Below are 18,714 nucleotides of genomic sequence, written 5' to 3'. Positions count from 1 at the left end.
TAAACGTCAGACGTGCAAGTGTGGTGCCGTGTCGTGAGCGTGAACCAGCGTAGATGACGTGGCCTGTCGACGCGGCGCTGCTGGTCGCGTCCGTCACGGCGCGCCGAGCAGGCCGTTGCAGAGCGCCACGCGGGCCGCGCCGCCGGCAAAGCGCGCCCCGGGCTGGGCTCGCGCGCGCGCCGCTGCGCCCGGTGGAGGCGCTCACCGCCACCGCGCCAAGATCGCCTCGAAGCGCTCCAGACTGCACGGCTTCTGCAGCACGGGACGGCTGAGATCGGACTCGCGCAATCCCGCTCTCCCGTAGCCGGTCAGGAAGACGTACGGGATACCTCGCTCGCTCAGGATGTCGGCCACCGGATAGACCTTCTCGCCTGCGATGTTGACGTCCAGGCTCGCCCCATCGATCTCGGCCGCGCGGGCCAGGCGTATCGCGTCCTTCATGTTGAGCGCCGGGCCGATCACCACACAGCCGAGGTCGGTCAGGGCGTCCTCGAGCGACGAGGCGATCATGGGCTCGTCCTCGACGATGAGGACGCGCAGCCCCTCCAGTCCACGCGCGTCTCCTGGAGCCGAGGTCATCCTACGCCCACGCGCGAGAGGGGCAGGAGCATCACGCAACGCACGCCCTCGGGCAGGTAATCGAGGCTCACCTCCGTCGCGAGCTGGCGCCCGAGGTCGCGCTCGATCAGCCGCGAGCCGAAGCCCTTGCGGCGCGGCGGCCGGACAGGAGGTCCGTTCGTCTCCTGCCATTCGAGGCGGAGCATCCGCTCGTGCGCCTGCGTGGTCACGTTCCACGTGACCGCGACGCGGCCGGACGGCTGCGATAGCGCCCCGTATTTGATCGCGTTGGTGGCCAGCTCGTGAAAGACCATGCCGAGCGTCACCACCGCCTCCGGGCGGAGGCGGACGTCTGGGCCGACCAGGCGGACGCGATCGACGTTGCCGTCGGCGTGCGGCGCCAGCTCGGCGCGAACGACGTCGTGGAGGTCGGCGCCCTGCCACGAGGTCTGGTTCAGGAGGTTGTGGGTCTGGGACAGGGCGAGCAACCGGGCGAGGAACGCGTCCGCGAACGCCCTGGGCGAGCCCGCCATGCGGAGCGTCTGCAGGGCGATTGCCTGCACGATCGCCAGCGTGTTCTTCACCCGATGGTTCAGCTCGTTCATCAGGAGCCTCTGGCGTTCCTCCGCTTGCTTGCGCTCGGTCACGTCGAGGCAGAACGCCACCCCCTGGCTCTCCGACCCCTCGAACAGCGCGCCGCCGACCACGACGGGGACGCGGCTGCCGTCCTTCCGGAAGAACTCCTTCTCTTGCGGCCCGAATTCACCCGTCAAACGGACCTGATCGAGCGTCCGCCGGGTCATCTCCTTGAACTCCTGCGGCGTGAGATCGGTCCAGCGGATACTCCCCGACGTCAGCTCTTCACGGCTGTAGCCGAGCATGCACAGGAGCGCGTCGTTCGCGTCGATGACCCCGCCATCGAGGTCCCAGACGGCGATCCCGATGATGTCGGAGTCCACGAGGCGCCGGATGCGCGCTTCCCTCTCCCGCAGCGCCTGCTCCGCCCGCCTGCGCTCGCTGTTCTCTCGCTGCAGCTGGGTGTAAAGGCGCGCGTTCTCCAGCGAGATGGCAGACTGGGAGGCCAAGAGCTCCAGCATCTCGATCCGATCGGCGGTGAAGGCGCGCGGCGTCAGGTTGTTCTCGAGATAGAGGACGCCGACCAGCGTGCCCTGCTTCACCAGGGGGAGGCAGAGCACGGAGCGGGGGCGCCGTCCGCGCACGTAGGCGTCCTCCGAGAACAGGTTGGGTACGGCGGCGTCGTCCAGCATCACGCTCTCCCGCGTGCGGACCACATACTGGAGGATCGCGGTGGGGAGATCGGACGAGGTGACCGGCGCCTGGCGGAGCGTGACCTCGACCCGGCCGCGCTCCGTGACGACCTCGGCCTCGATGTCCTGCGCGGCGTCATGGGGGTGGATCAGCAGGCCACGCTCGGCGCCCGCGTGCTCGACCGCGATCGTCAGCAGCGCCTCGATGACCCGGTCGAGGTTCAGCTGGCCCGAGACCGCCTGCGAGGCCCTGAGCACGGTGACGAAGTCGAGCCCCGGCCGCGCGCCGTGATCCTCGGTCGCGCCGTGGAGGTCGGCGTACCCGTCCCGCCCGAGGCCGGCTTGTCTGCGCAGCGCCTCCGGCCGGAGCGCGTGCGGAAAGTCCCTCTCGAGGCGCAACATCGGTCGCACGGCGCCCCAGCGCGCATAGAGCCTGTGCGCCTCGGTCATGTAGGCGCGCGCGACGAAGGTCCTGCCCAGGTCGAGGTAGTGTCGAGCGCAGAGCTCGTTGGCCAGCGCCTCGTCGTGCAGGAAACGACCCTCCCGCGCGGCCGCGATCCCCTGGTCGTAGAGGGCGTCCGCGCCCTCTCGCCGCTCGCACCGGGCGACCTCCGCGTTCAGGATCAAGCTGCGGTGGCGGTGGCTCTCCGGGCCGAGCGCTGCCCACGACGCCACCTTGCGCGCGCACTCCCCGAGCCTCGCCAGGTACGCCGCCCGGAGCGCGGGGGCGGCGGTGCCCGCGGCCCGCGAGAAGGCCAGCCCGCCGTAGAAGTGATAACAAGGGCTCGCGTGCCACGCGGCGAGCATGCCGAGGCTGCCCGGGTCGGTGGAGCCCCAGATGTCGGCCACCTCCTCGTACGCGCCCTCGAACACGCCGGCGAGGACCTTGAAGACGTTCACGAAATAGAGGGACGCCCGGTTGTCGATGCTGCGCGCGTCCCTGGTTACGGCGTCGATGTCGACCCAGGGCCCGCGCGTCCAATCGCCCTCGTCCGTCGTACCGAGGTGCTCGCAGAGCTGCCCGACGGCCCCGATCATCCACGTGATCGCGTTGAACTTGTCGAGCTTGCAGAGGGGCGCGTACAGCCTCGCCTCCTCGATGATGTCGTGGAGGTGCTCCCCGCGGAGGAGGCCGTTCATGCTCGCGTTGCACGCGTTGTAGAACGCCCAGATGTACTGCCCCGTCTCCATGCCGGCGTGGACGCCCTTGCGCAGGGACGCCTTCGAGCTCTCGTAGGTGTCCATCCAGTGCTGGACCCACGCTCCCCACATGTTGCACAGCATCGACTCGGACTTCGCGTCCGGGTGGCGCTCGTTCAGGCGGACCGCCGCCCGCCCGAACTCGTACCCTTTCTCGATATCGAGCCTGGCGCACAGGAACGTCCCGAAGTTCACGTAGGCATAGATCGAGTTCCTCGAAATGCCATGTGTCAGCGAGTTCTGGAGCGCCTTCATCACCGTGATGCCGAAGTTGTTGCTGCCCAGCTGGTAGGTCGGCGAGAACATCTCCTGGAGGATGTCCTGCAGGGCGGCGATCTCGGGATCGTCGAGCGCGGGTAGATCGACCAGGGACGCGATCGGGCGGCCGCCGATCATCGTGATCGTGCGCTGGAGCTCGGCCATGAGCGCGTCGTCGCCCGGATAAGACGGCAGATCGATGTCGTACGCTCGGAGCGCGGCGAGCCCCTCTTCCATGGCGGCGGGCAGATCGTTCTTCAGGATCTCCACGTTCATCTTCAGGCGACGCACCTCCGTCTTGTGGAGGCGCCCCACCGCCCTGTCGAAGCTCTCCGCGAGGGTGGAGAGCGCGTCGTCGTGGCGTCCGCAGAGCGACTCCAACAACCCCTTCTTCGTATGGTAGGTGAACGTGAGCTCGTAGCTGGAAGTCCACGCATCTCCGGGCAGCATGGACATGCCATGTTCCAGGTACCTGAGCGCCGCCGTGAAGGCCGCCGATTCCTTGGCGCGCTCGGCGGCCTGCAGGTTGAGCCTGGCCGATTCCATGCGCTCTCCCGGGGCGCGGACCAGATCGCCAGCGCTGTTCAGGTGACTCACGACGTCGAACAGATCGTGTCCCCTGTCGGAGCGCAGCTTGCCGAGCAGGAGCTTCCCGATCCGGTAGTGAAACGCCGGCCTGTCCCCCTCCGGGATCAGCGAGTACGCGGCCTCCTGGATCTTGTCGTGCGCGAATCGATACTGCTCGTCCGCGCTCACGATCAACCCCTCGGCGAGGGCGTGGTCGAGGCTCGCGTACGTGTCGTCGGAGGGCCGCTCGCTGACGGTGTTCAGGACGTCGACCTCGAACGTGTTGCCGATCGCCGAGGCCAGCCGGAGCACCCGCTGTGTCGCCTGCGGCAGGCGCCGGATGGTCTCCGCCATGAGGCTCAGGACGTTGTCGGTGCACCCCAGCCTCTCGATCTGCCAGAGGTCCCAGCACCAGCCCGCCGCAGGATCGAAGACCAGCGCCTTCGTATCGTAGAGGTGCCGCATGAACTGCTTCACGAAGAACGGGTTGCCCCCGGTCTTCTTCAGGATCGCGCCCGCGAGCGCTTCTCCGCCGCTGATCTGCAGGCTGTCGTTGATGAGCTCGGTCACGTGGGCCAGCCCGAGGGGCTCGAGGACGATGCTCTGCACCTCGACGCCGCTCTCCGTGAGCTGCTCCAGCGCGACGACGAAGGGGTGGGTCGGGCTCACCTCGTTGTCGCGGTACGCGCCGCAGAAGAAGAGCGACTCCACGTCCTCTTTCGCGAGGACGCTCGTGATCAGGCTCAGGCTGGCCGAGTCCACCCACTGCAGATCGTCGAGGAAGATGGCCAGCGGGTGGGCGTGCCGGGCAAATACGGACACGAGGTTGTGGAAGGTGAGGATGAAGCGGTTCTGGGCCTCGACCGGGCCGAGCGCCGGGACGGGCGGCTGCTCGCCGATGATGTGCTTGAGCGACGGGAGGACGTCGCAGATCACCTGGCCGTTCGTCCCCAGCGCGCTCAGGATGGCCTCCCGCCACCTCGTGATCCGCTCCTCGCTCTCGGAGAGGAGCTGCTTGACGAGGGTGTCGAACGCGTGGACGATGGCGCTGTAAGGCGTGTCGCGGTTGTACTGATCGAACTTCCCGCTGATGTAGTAGCCCCTCTCGCGCACCAGCGGCTTCAAGATCTCCTGCACCAAGGACGACTTGCCGATGCCCGAATAGCCCGAGACGAGGACGATCGTCCGCTTGCCCCGGCGCACGTCGTCGAACGAACCGACGAGCTTCTGGATGTCTCCCTCGCGGCCGTAGAGCTTCTGATGAAGCAGGAAGATGTCTGTCCTGTCGTAGCGGCCAGGGCTGAACGTCCCTATCTGGCCGCTGCACTGCCATCGCGACCGGAGCTCCTCCAGATCGGCCTTCAGCCCCTCGGCGCACTGGTATCGATCTTCGGCGTTCTTGCTGAGGAGCTTCATCGCGATGGCGGAGAGCGCGCCGGGCACCGCCGGGTCGATCTCCGAGGGGGCGACGGGCGTCACGGCGATGTGGGCGTGCATCAGCTCGAGGGGATCCATCGCCTCGAACGGCCTTCGCCCGGCGATCACCTCGTAGAGGATGACCCCGAACGAGTACAGGTCGGTGCGGTAGTCCACGCTGCGGTTCATGCGGCCGGTCTGCTCGGGCGATGTATACGGGAGCACCTCCGAGAGGACGTGCTGGCAATAGATCTCCTCCTTCTCGTGCGTCACGATGGAATCGACGCCGAAGCCGGTGAGCTTCACCTGTCCGTCGTCTCCGAGCAGGATGTTCGGAGGCCGCACGTCGCCGTGGATGATGCCATGTCGATGGATGTCGGCCAGCGCTTCGGCCACGGGGATCAACGCGTCCAGCGACCCGCAGGCGCCGAGCTTGCTCGCCTTCCTCGCGGACAGCGGGGCGCCCGGGAAAACCTCGGTGACGAGCGCCAGGGCGTCCCCGTGCTCCTCGACCGCGTATACCTTGATGACCCTCGCCGAGTCGATCTGCCGTATCGCGCGGTAGGCATGCTTGAAGCGCATGATATCGCCGGCTCGAGCGTCATCGGTGTGAAGCACCTTGATCGCCACATCGGCGCCGTCGGCGTCCCGGCGGGCTCGATACGTGGTGGAGCCCGCGTCTTCGCCGGTCTTCTCGATGACGTGATACCCCTTGAGCTGGGCTGTGCCCGACCGCGTCGCGCGGGGTCTCATGGGCCTGCCGCTCGCGCCGTCGCGCCGGGGCTCGCTCTCCTGGTCTCGCCCGGATAGCCCTGTCGCCCGGCGCCTCGCGAAGCTGCCAGCGAGGCCGGTCATGGTGCACCGGCAGGACCGGCTGTGCTGGTCGCTCTCCAGGGGAGAGCCCGGCGAAGGCGTCTGTTCATTTGACAGCCGGCGGCCGTCGTCTGCCGTCCAGAGGGCGCGCGGCCGGGCTCAACGGAGCGAGCCTCCTGGGCAGCGCATCGATTCCATGCCTCGGACGTCCCCCACATATCCATGCGGTTGAGCCCACGATTCGCCATGTCAACTGGACAGCCAGAGCCGCGGACCGCGCCGCCGTAACCCTGGCTGCGCGGGCTCAAGCCCGGCGCGAGATCACAGCAGCCAGCGTCGCCGCCGCCATGTCACTCGACCCGTCTCCAGGCCACCCTCCGCGCCGGCTCACATCGCGTAGCGCAGGATGAGCTCGGTGATCCCCGCCGCGAGCAAGAGCAGGAGCCCGCTCACGAAGCAGATCAGCGTGAACCGGTCGTCCCGCCACCGCTGCCGGAGCGGCACGATGTCCCGCTCGGGCAGCACGACCGCCCTCAGGGTCGCGTGGATCGGCAGCCCGCCCGGCCGCGGCGCCACCGCCACGTTCGGCGGCTGCGCCAGCCCCATGTTGATGAACCGCGTCACCCCCGCGCGGAGCCGGTCGCCCATGCCGGGCATCGCGCTGCCGATCGCCACCGCGCGGAGCCACGGAGCCCGCTCGAACGCGTTCGCCATCGCGATGACCCCGAACAGCTGCCGCAGCCGCGGCATCAGCGCGCGCACCTCGGCCAGGTGCTGGAACGCCCGCGTCCGCGCCTCGGGCGCGTCCTCCGAGCTCACCCGCGCAAGGCAGGTCGACTCCAGCCGCGCGTTCAGCCCCTCGAGCTCCTGGAGGATCCGCGGCGCCGCCTGGTCCGGGCTCGTCTCGAGCGGGAGCGTGAAGCCCCAGGGCTCCTCGCGCCCGCGCTCGGCGGTCCACTGGAACACCTCGGCGAAGCCCCAGAGCGTGTCGTAGCGCGAGAGCACCACGTACGTCGGCACGTCGGCGCGCAGCGCGCGGCCGACCTCGACGAGGTACGCGCGCACGCGGTTCGCGTACGCGTCGAGCCCCTGCTCGTCGAGCTCCACGAACTCCGCGATGCTCAGGACGAGCAGGATGCCGTCGATCGGCTCGCGCTCCCGCGAGCGGCGCAGCTCGTCGCAGAGCCGCGAGAGCTCGGCCGGCTCCCGCCGCGGGCCGAGCACCGACGCCTCCGGCTCGATGAAGAGCGCCTCCTTCGCCAGCCAGTAAGAGCACCGCGCCCCGGGCACGCCGATCGGGAGCTGGCCGCCGCTCGCGGGCCACGTCAGGTTCATCGAGCGGACCACCGTGGAGCGGCCCGAGCCGGGCTCGCCGAGCACCAGGTAGCAGGGGACCGCGTAGATCCCCTGGTTACTGTCCGGGTTCGCCTGCTCGACGAGCGCGTGGACGCTCGCCAGCTCGTAAACGAAGGAGCCGCTCATCCGACCCCTCGGGCGATCGCCCACGCGAGCGCGAGCGCGCCGGTGATCGCGACGAGCGACGCCAGGATCCGCCCGATCAGGACGGACCGCAGGGGCGACGAGGTGGGGAGGTGCTGGACCGCGACGCCTTCGACCTGCACCGGCTTGAGCACCCCGCCTTTCCAGTCGCGATCCGGATCCACGCCGAGCTTCAGCGACAGGTCGCGGCGGATCCGCAGCAGCTCGTCGGTGTTCTGCCCTGGCAGCCCGTAGCGGCCGCGGAAGCCGATCCCGAGCACGCACGCGTACGTCGCCATCACCGGGAGCGGGCCCTTCCGGACGCGCTCCAGCCGCTCGAAGAACTCGACGCCCGCGTTGTTGGTCGTCCACCGCGACGCCTGGAGCGGGCGCTGCGCCCAGACCGGCCGCAGGTCCGGCAGCGACATCGCGAGCTCGTCCGCGCACGCGGCGATCGCGAACATCCCGTCGTCGACCGACACCACCGGCATCTCCTGCGCAAGCCTGGACCCCTTCAGCTCCTCGAGCAGCAGGTTCGCCTGCCGCAGCACGTGATCGGCCGGCGGCCGCCGCGGGGACTGGCGGAGCATGCAGAGCCAGAGGAGCATCTCCTCACCGAAGACGCCGATGGAGGTTTCCACGCGGGCGCGAGCTTACGCCAGGCGCGCACCGACCGTCGACCCGGGCGCGCGTCCACGCCGCACGCCGCACGCCGCACGCCGCGCGCCGCGGCCGCTGCGAGCGGCCCGCGTCGACGGCGGCGCGCCGCCCTCCGTCCAGGCGCACCAGGCGCAGCGGCCCCGCGTCGAGCTCGCGTCGACCCTGCGTCACCGGCGGGCCGCGCCCCCGCCGCCCGGCGGCGCCGTGCGTCGCGGCCTGGCGGCGCCGGGGCCGCGGGTGCACCGGAGCGTCGACAACCGGCGGGGCCCGTGCCTATGCTCCCGCCGCTTCTCGAGCCCCCTTCGAGAGCAGCCGGGATCGCGCGAAGGCGGTCCCCTTGAGGAGAGGTCATGTCGGAGATCCAGAGCGTCATCGCGCGCGAAGTCATCGATTCGCGCGGCAACCCCACCGTCGAAGCCGAGGTCACCACGCTGAGCGGCACCGGCCGCGCGGCCGTGCCGAGCGGCGCGTCGACCGGCGAGCACGAGGCCGTCGAACTCAGGGACGGCGACAAGAAGCGCTTCCTCGGCAAGGGCGTGCTCACCGCGGTGAAGAACATCGAGACCGTCCTCGGTCCGGCCGTCCTCGGGATGGACGCGCTCGATCAGGCCGAGCTCGACAAGGTGCTCATCCAGGCCGACGGTACCGCCAACAAGTCGAAGCTCGGCGCCAACGCCATCCTCGCCGTCTCGATGGCCGCCGCCCGCGCCGCCGCGGACACGGTCGACCTGCCGCTCTGGCGCTACCTCGGCGGCGCCGCGGCGCGCGTGCTGCCGACGCCGCTCATGAACATCCTGAACGGCGGCGTGCACGCCGACAACGGCCTCGAGATCCAGGAGTTCATGATCGTCCCCTACGGCGCCGAGTCGTTCGCCGAGGCGCTGCGCACGGGCGCCGAGATCTTCCACACCCTGAGGGGCCTGCTCAAGAAGGACGGCATGGTCACGGCCGTCGGCGACGAGGGCGGCTTTGCCCCGCGCCTCGCGTCCAACCGGGCGGCGCTCGAGTACGTCGTGCGCGCCATCGAGGCCGCCGGCCACCGCCCCGGCGAGGACGTCGGCGTCGCGCTCGACTCGGCGCTCAGCGAGTTCTACGACGCGAAGACCGAGCGGTACACCTTCGACAAGCAGCAGAAGACCCGCGAGGAGATCGTCGCCATCTACGACGAGCTCGCCAAGGCGTTCCCGATCGTGTCCATCGAGGATGGCGTCGCCGAGAACGACGAGAAGGGCTGGCGCCTGCTCACGGAGCGGCTCGGCAAGAAGGTCCAGCTCGTCGGCGACGACCTCTTCGTGACGAACCCCGCGCGCCTCGCGAAGGGGATCGAGGACGGCCTCGCCAACGCCATCCTCATCAAGCTGAACCAGATCGGCACCGTCACGGAGACGCTCGACTGCATCCGCCAGGCGGGCGAGGGCGGCTACCGGTCGATCATCTCCCACCGCTCGGGCGAGACCGAGGACACGTTCATCGCCGACCTCGCCGTCGCGACGAACGCGGGCCAGATCAAGACCGGCTCCGCGTCCCGCTCGGATCGCGTCGCGAAGTACAACCAGCTGCTCCGGATCTCGTACGCGCTCGGCGACGGCCAGGTCTTCGCCGGCCGCGCGCCGTTCCGCCGCCCCGGGGCGAAGCGCGCCAGCTAGTCCCGCCCGGCGAGAGGTCCGGCCGTGGATGGCCGGGGACCTCTGCGCCGCTTCGAGGAAGCACCCCGCCCGCGAGGAGCCCGGCCATAGCTGGCCGGGCTCCTGCGCGCGTCGCCGCGCCTCGCGCTGGCGTTCCCTGCGTTATATTCTGCGGGATTCCACGGCGCACCACGCCCCGGCGTTCGCGCCGGGGTCCGTGGTCGGTGTGGCGAGAGGCCCCGCGCGGCGCGGATCGCGCCGCGGGGGTCGATCTCCCGGTGCTACCAGCGGTCGCGCCCGCCGCCGCCACCCCCGCGGCCACCGCCGCGGCCACCGCCGCGCCCGCCGCCGCCGCCGCCGCCGCCGCCACCCCCGCGGAAGCCGCCGCCACCGCCGCCCCCGCCGGGGCCGCCGGTGCGCTCGCGCGCCTCATTGACCGTCAGGGTACGGCCGTCGAGGTCCTTGCCGTGCAGCGCATTGATGGCCGCCTGCGCTTGGGCGTCGCTCACCTCGACGAACCCGAACCCGCGAGACTGCCCGGTCATCCGGTCCGTCATCAACTGAATCCCGAGCACCTCGACGCCGGCCGCTTCGAACGCAGTGCGCAGGCTGTCTTCGGTCGAATGGAACGCCAGGTTCCCCACATAAAGCCGCTTGCTCATGTCTGCCGCCAATCCCGTTGCACGATCCCCGCTTCCCTCGCGAACGGCCCGGATCGTGCCGCGGGCCGCACGCGAAAACGCTCCCCGACGACCGGCCGTCACCCCACGTTCGGACGAGGCAACCACGTTGCAGCAGGCGGCCGGATCAGAGGTCGAGGACGAACGAGCCTTGAGGCGCTCCGGAAGCTACCGGCCGGCGACGGGGTACGCAAGGTATTCCCCCAAGCTGGCCGCGTCTGCCTGTTCCTCACCGCGCGCCGCCGCGCGTCGGCAGCCGGCCCCGGCGACCGCGCGCGCTCACGCTGGACGATGAAGGTGCGCGCCCTGCGCCTCGCGCAGAGAAGTTCCGTGCGATGTGGACGAACGAGGCGCCTCGGCGTCCGCAGCGGCGTGCTCCTCGGGGGGGGTGAAGCCGGCGCGCCGGCGGGCGGGGGCGGAGGCGGCTCCTCGGGCGGCGGCGCGGTCGAGGGGCTCGCGCTCGCCGGCCTCCCGCTCAGGCGGCGCGCGCCGCGGCCACCGCGGCGCGGGGCTGCACGACGCCGAAGCCCTGCCGCTCCGGCGCGATGCCGGGCAGCCCGCGCGCGGTCTTCATCAGGATGCGCCGGCACTGCTGCGGGGAGAGGCGCGGGTTCGCCTCGAGCATCTGCGCCACGACGCTGCTCACGATCGGCGCGGCGAAGCTCGTCCCGTCCACGTGTTTGTAATGGCCGGAGATCACCTTCTGGTCGCGCAGCTTGGCCGCCGCGAGCTGGCGCACGAGGTACGGCTCGCGGCCGGCGATGGCGTCGAGGTCCGGATCGACGGACGCGTGCTCGACGAGCAGCCGAGGCAGCTCGTCGTCCCGGGCGCGGTCGAGCAGCGAGAGGAGCTGCGCCTGCGCCGCGGTCGGCGTCCCGGGCAGGATGGGCGCCGCCAGCCAGATCGCCGGCGCGATGAGCTCCGGCTTCTGCAGCCCGTCGAGGGTGAGGCCGTACGAAGAGTGGTAGTTCCACGTCTGCTCGCCGGCGCCGCCGTCGTCGAGCCCTCCGACGGCGATGACGCTCGGCGCGCTGGCCGGCGGGAGGACGCGGTGCCCCGGGTCGTGCCCGGCGTTGCCCGCGGCCGCCACGACCACGATGCCGTGCCGGGTCGCGTCGTCGGCGGCGCGGGACAGGCCCCCTGTCAGGTACGACTCCTCGTAATCGCCGCCGCACGAGATGTTGAGCACGCGGATCCCGTACCGCTCGCGGTGCGCGATCACCCATTCGATGCCCCGCCGGATGTCGTCGTGGACGATGCGGTGCGCGAAGCCGACCTTGACCAGCACGAGGTTCGCCTCCGAGGCGAGCCCGCGGAAGCGCCCGTCGGAGAGCGCGCCGTTCCCGGCGGCGACCACCGAGGTCATCATCCCGTGCCACGACGAGGCGTCCCCGTGCTCGAGCGCCGAGGTGCCCGCCTCGGGAGCGAAGAGGTCGTGGTAGGCGAGGACGCGGCTCTCGGGCGTGACGAGGTCCGGGTGGGCGTAAAAGCCGGAGTCGAGGAAGGCGATGGTGACGCCGCGGCCGGCGTAGCCCGGGTCCGCGTGGAGCCGGTCCGCGATGGGCAGGATGCGCCGGGAGTCGAGGTCGCTTGGAGGCATCGGCGGGACACTATTTCACCCTTTCGCCGCCCCGGCTCACGGGAACTCCGCGCGAGCCCGCCCGCCCGTCCGACTGGCACGCGGCGCGCCGTCTGGACGGGCGCGCGCCGCTCCGGCACGCTCGGGCGCATGAGGTCGTTCATCGCGACGATGGTTTATGAGCTCCACCCGGACACGCCCCCGGAAGCGAGGAAGCTCCTCCGGGCGCACCTCGTCGGCAGGCGCTGGCAGGACAGGCACGAGGGCGCGGCGATGCCGTCGACCGCGGTCTGGATCCGCCGGTCCGCAGAGGACCACGAGACGACCGACGACCTGCACGCCGCGTGCGCGCGCGACCTCGGCGACGCGGTCGCCGCCGTGGCGCGGGCGGGGCGGCCGATCCAGGTGGTGCGCGCGTGGATCCAGGTGAGCGGCGCAGGGACGTACGGGCTCGCCGCGGTGCCGAGGCCGGCGGGCGGCTGAGCGCGCGCGGCGGAAAGCCGCGCCCCGCAATGGCGCTTCGGATAGGCTCGGGTGGCTCGAAGGGAGGCGACGATGGCTAAGAGGCTGGGTGTTGGCGCGGTGCTGCTCTCGCTTGTCGCGCTCGCGGCAGGCTGCGGGGGGCTCTCGACGGAGGAGGCGCAGCAGCGGTGCGCTCAGCTGCGCGACGCGGTGCCGTCCTGCTCCACCGACGAGAGCCACGATGCGTGTGTGAGCTGCTACGAGGAGTGCGGCGACGCCTGCGAGCCGTCGGGTGCGTGCCCGCAGACGTTCACCTGCGCAGAGTGAGAGGGCGCTTCACGAGCAAGGGCGCCGCGGGGGCGTGGCTCGCCTAGGGCGCGCTCGGCACGCGCCCTTCACCAGGGCGCTAATTGACCTCGATGCCGCAGTTGATGAACTCGATCGAGGTGTCGATCCGGAAGTGGGAGTCGGTCACGTGGCGCTCGGCGAAGAAGAAGTCGAGCTGATATGTCTTCCCGATCTCGAGACCGAGGTCGTCGAGGTCGACGACCTCGGTCTCCTCGACGTGGACGCCCCCGAGGTCGACCACCTTCTTCCCGTTGATGTACGTGAAGACGTCGTCGTCGCCGGCGAACGTGAACCGCTCGCCGCCCTTGTACTGGAAGCCCATGTGCATCTCGAAGGTGAAATGGTAGTTGTGCGGCCGCCCCTCGTTGCCGTACAGCACCCCGTCGATCGGGAAGAACTCCTGGTCGTTGTACGACCACACGCCGTCACCGTCGGGGTCCTCGAACTGCAGCGTGATGTTCTGCGGCATGTTCACGCCCTCGGTGTCGCGGAACCACACGTCGAAGTTCTCCTTGCCGGTCGTGGTCATGGTGCCCTCGGCCCCGCCGGCATAGACGGGTTTCAGGTCCTCTCCGAGGGTGTCGGTGACGATCATGTGATCATCGCAGTTGACGCACTTGCCCTCGTCCTGCGGCTCCATGTCGGGGTGCGCCTCCTGGAAGTCGCGCACCCGGCCGGTGAACTTGCCGTCGCACGACTTGCCTGTTCCCTGGTCCTCCCCGGGGTTCCCGCCAGCGCCGCTGCTGCCGACGTTGGGTTCGCCCGAGCCGAAGGTGTCATCGTAGCCGGTCGTCGCGCTGGGCCCACCGGTCCCGGTGGGCCCACCGGGCCCACCCGCGCCCTGCGATGACGCGTCGCCTCCGCTGCTGCCGACCCGCTGACTCTCCGCTCCGCACGCGCTCAGCACACCCATGAGCGCAAGCCCCGCCACGCACCAAGCCGTCCTTTTCATCGCCAACCTCGTGTTAAGATGCCGTCCCAAGATCCCGCCGGTAAATTAGCATGATGGTGTCCTCCCGGCGTGTTGACGTGGCGCGTTATCTGGTGGAATTGCACCCGGCAAATGTGCCTATTCTTTTGATGGTGCTGCGATTTTCTTTTGATGGTGTTCGCTGGGCGAATCATGGCGCGCAAGCGCGCCGGGAGCAGGGAGCACGTCAATTCGGTGATATCGACGCTTCGGCCGCCCGGCGGCCGCCGGCCGACTCCCGAGCTGACGTCCAACGGCCGACTGCCGAGCTGACGGCCACAACCATGTTCCCCTCTGCCGCGCCGGCGGCCCTCGCCCGCCGCGCGAGGCATCTTTCGTGGCGGCGCGATCTCCAGCTGCGTAGTTTCGTCCGCAGCGCGAGGTGGTCGTGGCTCGGGCCACATCGCCGCGGCCGCTGCGCTGGCACGAAGGGCTCGACTTCCGGGCACGCTCGGGTTACGCGAGGACCGCTCGTCACGGACCCGGAAGAGACGCAGGTGCGCAGTGGACCACGAGACACGGAGCGATATCGAGCCCGGCTCCAGCGCTGCTGACGCGCGGGAGGCTCTCCACGCCGCCGAGGCGAGCCCGGTGCCTGTCCCGTGGACGGAGCCGCCGCCCCGCCGGTCGCCCGGCGCCGGCGAGGCGACCTGCCCTGTCTGCCTCGAGCGCATCGCCGCCGGGGTCTCCCTCTGCCCCGAGTGCGGGGAGCCGGCAGACGCGCCCAGGCGGCCGGCGACGGCGCCCTCGATCCCCGATGCCCCGAAGGACGCGAGCTGGCTCGCCCTCCACTGGCGCCCGCTCGTCACGATCGGCGCGATCCTGGGGCTCATCTGTACCGGCGGGGCGCTCCGCTACCTGGCGCCCCACCGGTTCGCGCCGTCCAGGGCCGCGTCGCCGGTCGCTCCCCCCGCCCCCGTGTGCGGGGCGCCGTGCTGGAGCGGCGAGTCGTGCCAGCTCGGCCGCTGCGTCTGGCAGCGCCCGAACAACGTCGGCCACCTCTCCGACGCGCCCTCGGTCCTCGGGCCCTTCTCGCTGCCCAAGGACGCGCTCGACGCGCTCCCGCTCGACCGCGACCGCTTCGTCGTCGCGCTGTCCGCCGGCCTGGAGGTGCGCAGCTCCCGGACCGGCGAGGCGCTGAGCCTCCTCACCGAGGCGCCCCACGTGCGGCGGCTGCACCGCGTGGGCGACGTCGTCTACGCGACCGCGCCCTCGCGCATCTACGTGATCGATGCCGCCACGACGCGGCTGCTCAAGACGATCGAGCTCGGCGAGGCCGTGGGCGACATCCAGGTCGGCGCCTCGGGCCGGCGCGCGCTCGCCTCGCTCCCGGCGGCGCACGCGGTGGCGATCCTCGCGACCGAGTACCACGCCGAGATCGAGCGCATCCAGTTCGGCGACGACGCCGTGGGCCCGGTGGCCGTGGACGACTCCGGCAGCCGGGCGATCACGACGACGGGCCAGCTCCCGCTGCCCGGCCAGCGCGAGCCCTCGGGCGGCGTCGCCTATCCGTTCGACCCGAGCCGGCTCGGCTCGGAGCAGGATCGCGTGCGCACCTCGATGGTGGGCAACCCCGCCAGCGCGCTCATGATCCCCGACGGATCGGCGGGCTTCGTGGCCCTCCGGGCCGAGAACACCCTTGTGCCGCTCACCTGGCTCCCGTCGGGCGCGGTGCGGCAGGAGGCGCGCATCACGACGTGCCGGGAGCCGGAGCAGCTCGAGCTCGTCCGGAGCGACCGGCGCGCCATCGTCCGGTGCAACGAGGGGCGGGCGATCCAGGTCCTCGATCTGTCGAAGCGCGAGCTGCTCCGCGCCGTCACGTTCCCCGGCCGCGCGCTCGACATGGCCGTCGCTCCGGACGGGGCGCAGGCGGTCGTCGCGCTGAGCGGCGACGGGACAGGCTCGGTGGCGATGGTCGATCTGAAGAGCTACGCGGCGAAGATCCACCCGCTCGGCGGCGAGCCGACGCGGATCCGGCTCGCCCCGGACGGCGGCTCGGCGCTCGCGCTGGGTGATCGCGCCAAGGTCGCATGGGTGCTGCAATGAGCGAGCGTCGCGTCCCGTGCCCGAGCTGCGGCGCCAAGATCGTCGAGGGGGCGCGCAAGTGCCGCGCCTGCAAGGGGTGGCTCGGCGAGCGTCACCGCGGCTCCGCGGGGTCGCTCTCCGGCCGCGAGCCGCGCCTGGCGCGGGCCGCGGTGACCGTGGCGAGCGGCGTCGCGGCCGTGATCATCGCCACGCTGACCAGCCTGAAGTCGCCCGTCGGCGAGGCCCCGCCGCTGACCGACCTCACGCCGGAGGGCGCCGCCTCGCGCCCCGCGCGCGACACGCCGGACGACGCGCCGAACCCGGCGGCGTTCGGCCCGGACAGCGCGGAGCCCGCGCCGCCGCCGCCGGCGGAGCCGAAGGGCCGCTGGCGCGCCCGCGAGTTCCGGATCGGGGACGCGCACCCGCTCGACGTTGTCTTCAACCCGAGCGGCGCGTCGATCTACGTCAGCGCCGACGACGCCTCGCTGCGCGAGTACAAGCTCCAGAGCGGCGAGCTCATCCACAAGGCGTCGGTGCCGGCGCAGGGCGACCACATCCGGCTCCTGTTCGACCGCTACGTCGCGGTGCTGCGGCACGAGGACGCCGCGCGGATCCCGGTGATGGACACGACCGCGTGGGATCGCGATCCGGTCCTGCTCGACGTCGGCCGGACGCCGGGCGACATCGTGGCGCTGCCGGACGGCAGGACGGTGGTCGCGGCGACGACGGACACGAAGCGCGTGACGAAGTTCGAGCTGCCGACGGGGGTGCGGCTCGCGAACATCACGCTCCCGCACGCCACGGGGCAGCTGTTCCTCGTTCAGGCCGAGGGGCGCCCCTACATCGCGGCGCTCGGCGCGCTGACGCACGCGGGCCGGCCGGCGGGCGCATGGATAGACCTGTTCGATCCGAGCGAGTCGCCGTTCGGCGCGACCCGGCGGAGCATCGCGGTCGGGCGCGAGCCGCGCGAGGGCGACATCACGAGGGATGGCGGCGCCGTGTTCTTCCCCGATCGGCTGTCCAACACGGCGATCCTGCTGAGCGTCGCCGGCGTGACCGAGACGAGGAAGGTGCCTGTCGGCGTCGGGCCGACCGCGGGCTTCCTGCTCGATGAGGACCGGTACGGCATCACGCTCAACGCCGAGGCGCGGACCGCGAGCGTCATCGACCTCTCGACGATGGCGGTGAAGAGCACGCTGCCGCTCCGCGGGGTGCCGCTGACGGGCGTGACGTCGCCCGACCGGAAGACGCTCTTCGTCGCGCTCGGCGGGACCCAGTGGCCGCCGGTCGGCAGCGGCGTCGCGGTCATCGCGGGCGACCCGCCGAGCGTCGTCGCGTCGCTGCCCACGGGCAAGGGCGCGTGCGCCGTGGCGGTCTCGAAGGACGGCGCGCGGGCGGTGGTCGCGTCGTACTGGGACCGATCGGTCACGGTGCTCGAGCAGCTGTAGCCCCGGCGCGGGGGGCGGGGCGCCGGCTCCGCGCGGAGCCTGTCGCGGAGCGCTCCCGCGGCTCCTCTGGATGGCAGGCGTGTTTCTCCGAGGTTCCGCGGCGCCCAGGGGACGACATCTCTCGCGAATCGAGGTGTCGAACACGCGCCACAATTTCGTCCCTGTCATCTTTGCGAAACCTCTCTGCGCGGAGAGTGGGAGCAGGCTCGGCAGAGCCGACGGCAGTTCCGAAGGTCGCCTCGTTGCGCTGGCGACGAGGCCACAGCGGTTGTCCTCCAGCCCACCCCCCTGCTCTGCCCATGACCAACAAGCATCCATGTCGTCCGTTGTTTTGTGTGTTTTTCGGCGCGAGCCTCGTTTATCTGCCTGCGTTTCAGGCGGCGGCCCAGCCCGCGACGGAGCCTGCCGCCGCGGAGCCGCTGGCGGCGCCTCCGCCGGCGGACAAACCCAAGCCGCCTCCTTACTCGTTGCCGTTTCAGCTCCGTCCGGTGGTCGCGGCGTCCGTCGTGCGTTCGGACACGGCGATCGCCTTTTACAGCGCTCCCGGGGCGAGCTCCTCCGGCTCGACCGTCGCATCCACGCTGCTCTTCAGCTACAAGGTCACAGAGGATCTCGCCCCGCTCGTGCGGCTCGGCATCGTCTCGAACTCCCCGCCTGCGGGCGACTCGGGCTTCGGGTTCCTGAACCCTGTCGTCGGCGCCACCTACGCGCTGAAGCTCACGCCCGAGCTGCGCCTCGGCCTGTTCCTTGGCCTCACGGTGCCAGTGGGCTCTGGCGGCGGGAACACGCCGAGCCCCGAGATGGGACCGACGAGGACGGCCGGGATCTACGCCCGCTCGGCGATGGATAATGCGATGTTCGCCGTCAACGACCTCACGGTCTTCCCGGGCGTCGGGTTCGCCTATATCGCGCACGGCTTCACCGCGCAGGTCGAGGCCACGGTGCTCCAGCTCGTGCGGGTCCGCGGGGAGGACGTGCAGCCGGACTCGTCGAAGACGAACTTCACCGCCGGCGTGCACCTCGGCTACTTCGTCGTCCCGATGCTGTCGATCGGCGCCGAGCTCCGGCACCAGCGCTGGCTCTCGACGCCGGCGGCCGTGCAGAAGGACGCCTCCCGCGCGACGCGCGAGACGACGACCGTGGCCTTCGGTCCGCGCGGCCACTTCAAGCTGGGCGAGAAGATGTGGTTGCGCCCCGGCGTGGCGTTCGCGATGGGGCTCGATGATCCGATGAAGGCGTCGGAGCACAAGATCCTGCAGATCGACGTGCCGTTCGCGTTCTAGATTCCCCATCCCGATCCGACAATCGACCCAAGCTGGCTCGCTCGTCCGGCGCGACCGGCGGCCCGAGCAGGCGAT

The 18,714-nt window shown here is 71.0% G+C and carries 13 protein-coding genes; 6 read left to right on the top strand and 7 right to left on the bottom strand.

From position 1 onward, the window contains the following. Window positions 1–201: 201 nt before the first annotated feature. The 4 genes from WME90_RS40385 to WME90_RS40370 form a co-directional block, all read right to left on the bottom strand. Window positions 202–579, bottom strand: a complete 378-nt coding sequence (locus WME90_RS40385) for a response regulator (RefSeq protein WP_437277416.1) — start codon at window positions 577–579, stop codon at window positions 202–204. Then, on the bottom strand, window positions 576–6,020 hold the full coding sequence (locus tag WME90_RS40380; RefSeq protein WP_437277415.1) for an AAA family ATPase: 5,445 nt from the start codon (window positions 6,018–6,020) through the stop codon (window positions 576–578). Before WME90_RS40380 ends, WME90_RS40385 begins: the two co-directional genes overlap by 4 nt. Window positions 6,021–6,467: 447 nt before the next feature. Next, on the bottom strand, window positions 6,468–7,562 hold the full coding sequence (locus WME90_RS40375) for a type VI secretion system protein (RefSeq protein WP_437277414.1): 1,095 nt from the start codon (window positions 7,560–7,562) through the stop codon (window positions 6,468–6,470). Next, window positions 7,559–8,200, bottom strand: coding sequence for a DotU family type IV/VI secretion system protein (locus WME90_RS40370; RefSeq protein ID WP_437277413.1), 642 nt, complete (start codon window positions 8,198–8,200; stop codon window positions 7,559–7,561). Before WME90_RS40370 ends, WME90_RS40375 begins: the two co-directional genes overlap by 4 nt. Window positions 8,201–8,569: 369 nt before the next feature. On the opposite strand from WME90_RS40370, the gene eno reads away from it, so the two are divergent. Then, window positions 8,570–9,865, top strand: a complete 1,296-nt coding sequence (gene eno, locus WME90_RS40365) for a phosphopyruvate hydratase (protein WP_437277412.1) — start codon at window positions 8,570–8,572, stop codon at window positions 9,863–9,865. Between the two features lie 260 nt (window positions 9,866–10,125). Here eno and WME90_RS40360 read toward each other — a convergent pair whose 3' ends face one another. Both WME90_RS40360 and WME90_RS40355 read right to left on the bottom strand, forming a co-directional pair. Continuing rightward, entirely contained in the window at window positions 10,126–10,506 is a 381-nt protein-coding gene (locus tag WME90_RS40360; protein ID WP_437277411.1) for an RNA recognition motif domain-containing protein, read from the bottom strand. A gap of 493 nt (window positions 10,507–10,999) precedes the next feature. Beyond that, on the bottom strand, window positions 11,000–12,124 hold the full coding sequence (locus tag WME90_RS40355; RefSeq protein WP_437277410.1) for a S8 family serine peptidase: 1,125 nt from the start codon (window positions 12,122–12,124) through the stop codon (window positions 11,000–11,002). A gap of 129 nt (window positions 12,125–12,253) precedes the next feature. Between WME90_RS40355 and WME90_RS40350 the strand changes: the two genes are divergently transcribed. Then, window positions 12,254–12,586 carry a hypothetical protein gene (locus WME90_RS40350; protein ID WP_437277409.1) on the top strand — a complete coding sequence of 111 codons (333 nt, stop codon included), beginning with the start codon at window positions 12,254–12,256 and terminating at the stop codon, window positions 12,584–12,586. Window positions 12,587–12,658: 72 nt separating this feature from the next. After that, complete coding sequence (locus WME90_RS40345; protein ID WP_437277408.1) at window positions 12,659–12,892, top strand: hypothetical protein; 234 nt, start codon at window positions 12,659–12,661, stop codon at window positions 12,890–12,892. Window positions 12,893–12,971: 79 nt separating this feature from the next. On the opposite strand, the gene WME90_RS40340 is transcribed toward WME90_RS40345, so the two are convergent. Beyond that, window positions 12,972–13,865, bottom strand: a complete 894-nt coding sequence (locus WME90_RS40340) for a fibro-slime domain-containing protein (protein WP_437277407.1) — start codon at window positions 13,863–13,865, stop codon at window positions 12,972–12,974. A 522-nt stretch (window positions 13,866–14,387) separates the two neighbouring features. On the opposite strand from WME90_RS40340, the gene WME90_RS40335 reads away from it, so the two are divergent. From WME90_RS40335 to WME90_RS40325, 3 genes are all read left to right on the top strand, one after another. Beyond that, the gene (locus tag WME90_RS40335) at window positions 14,388–15,929 is read left to right on the top strand and encodes a YncE family protein (RefSeq protein ID WP_437277406.1); all 1,542 of its coding nucleotides are present in this window, start codon (window positions 14,388–14,390) and stop codon (window positions 15,927–15,929) included. After that, entirely contained in the window at window positions 15,926–17,356 is a 1,431-nt protein-coding gene (locus WME90_RS40330) for a hypothetical protein (RefSeq protein WP_437277405.1), read from the top strand. Before WME90_RS40335 ends, WME90_RS40330 begins: the two co-directional genes overlap by 4 nt. A gap of 326 nt (window positions 17,357–17,682) precedes the next feature. Next, the gene (locus WME90_RS40325; protein WP_437277404.1) at window positions 17,683–18,639 is read left to right on the top strand and encodes a hypothetical protein; all 957 of its coding nucleotides are present in this window, start codon (window positions 17,683–17,685) and stop codon (window positions 18,637–18,639) included. Window positions 18,640–18,714 lie beyond the last annotated feature (75 nt).

This window comes from Sorangium sp. So ce375 (assembly GCF_051473855.1).
Taxonomy (GTDB): domain Bacteria; phylum Myxococcota_A; class Polyangia; order Polyangiales; family Polyangiaceae; genus Sorangium.
The sequence above is the reverse complement of the archived record's forward strand: the minus strand, read 5'-3'. Positions and strand labels throughout refer to the sequence as shown.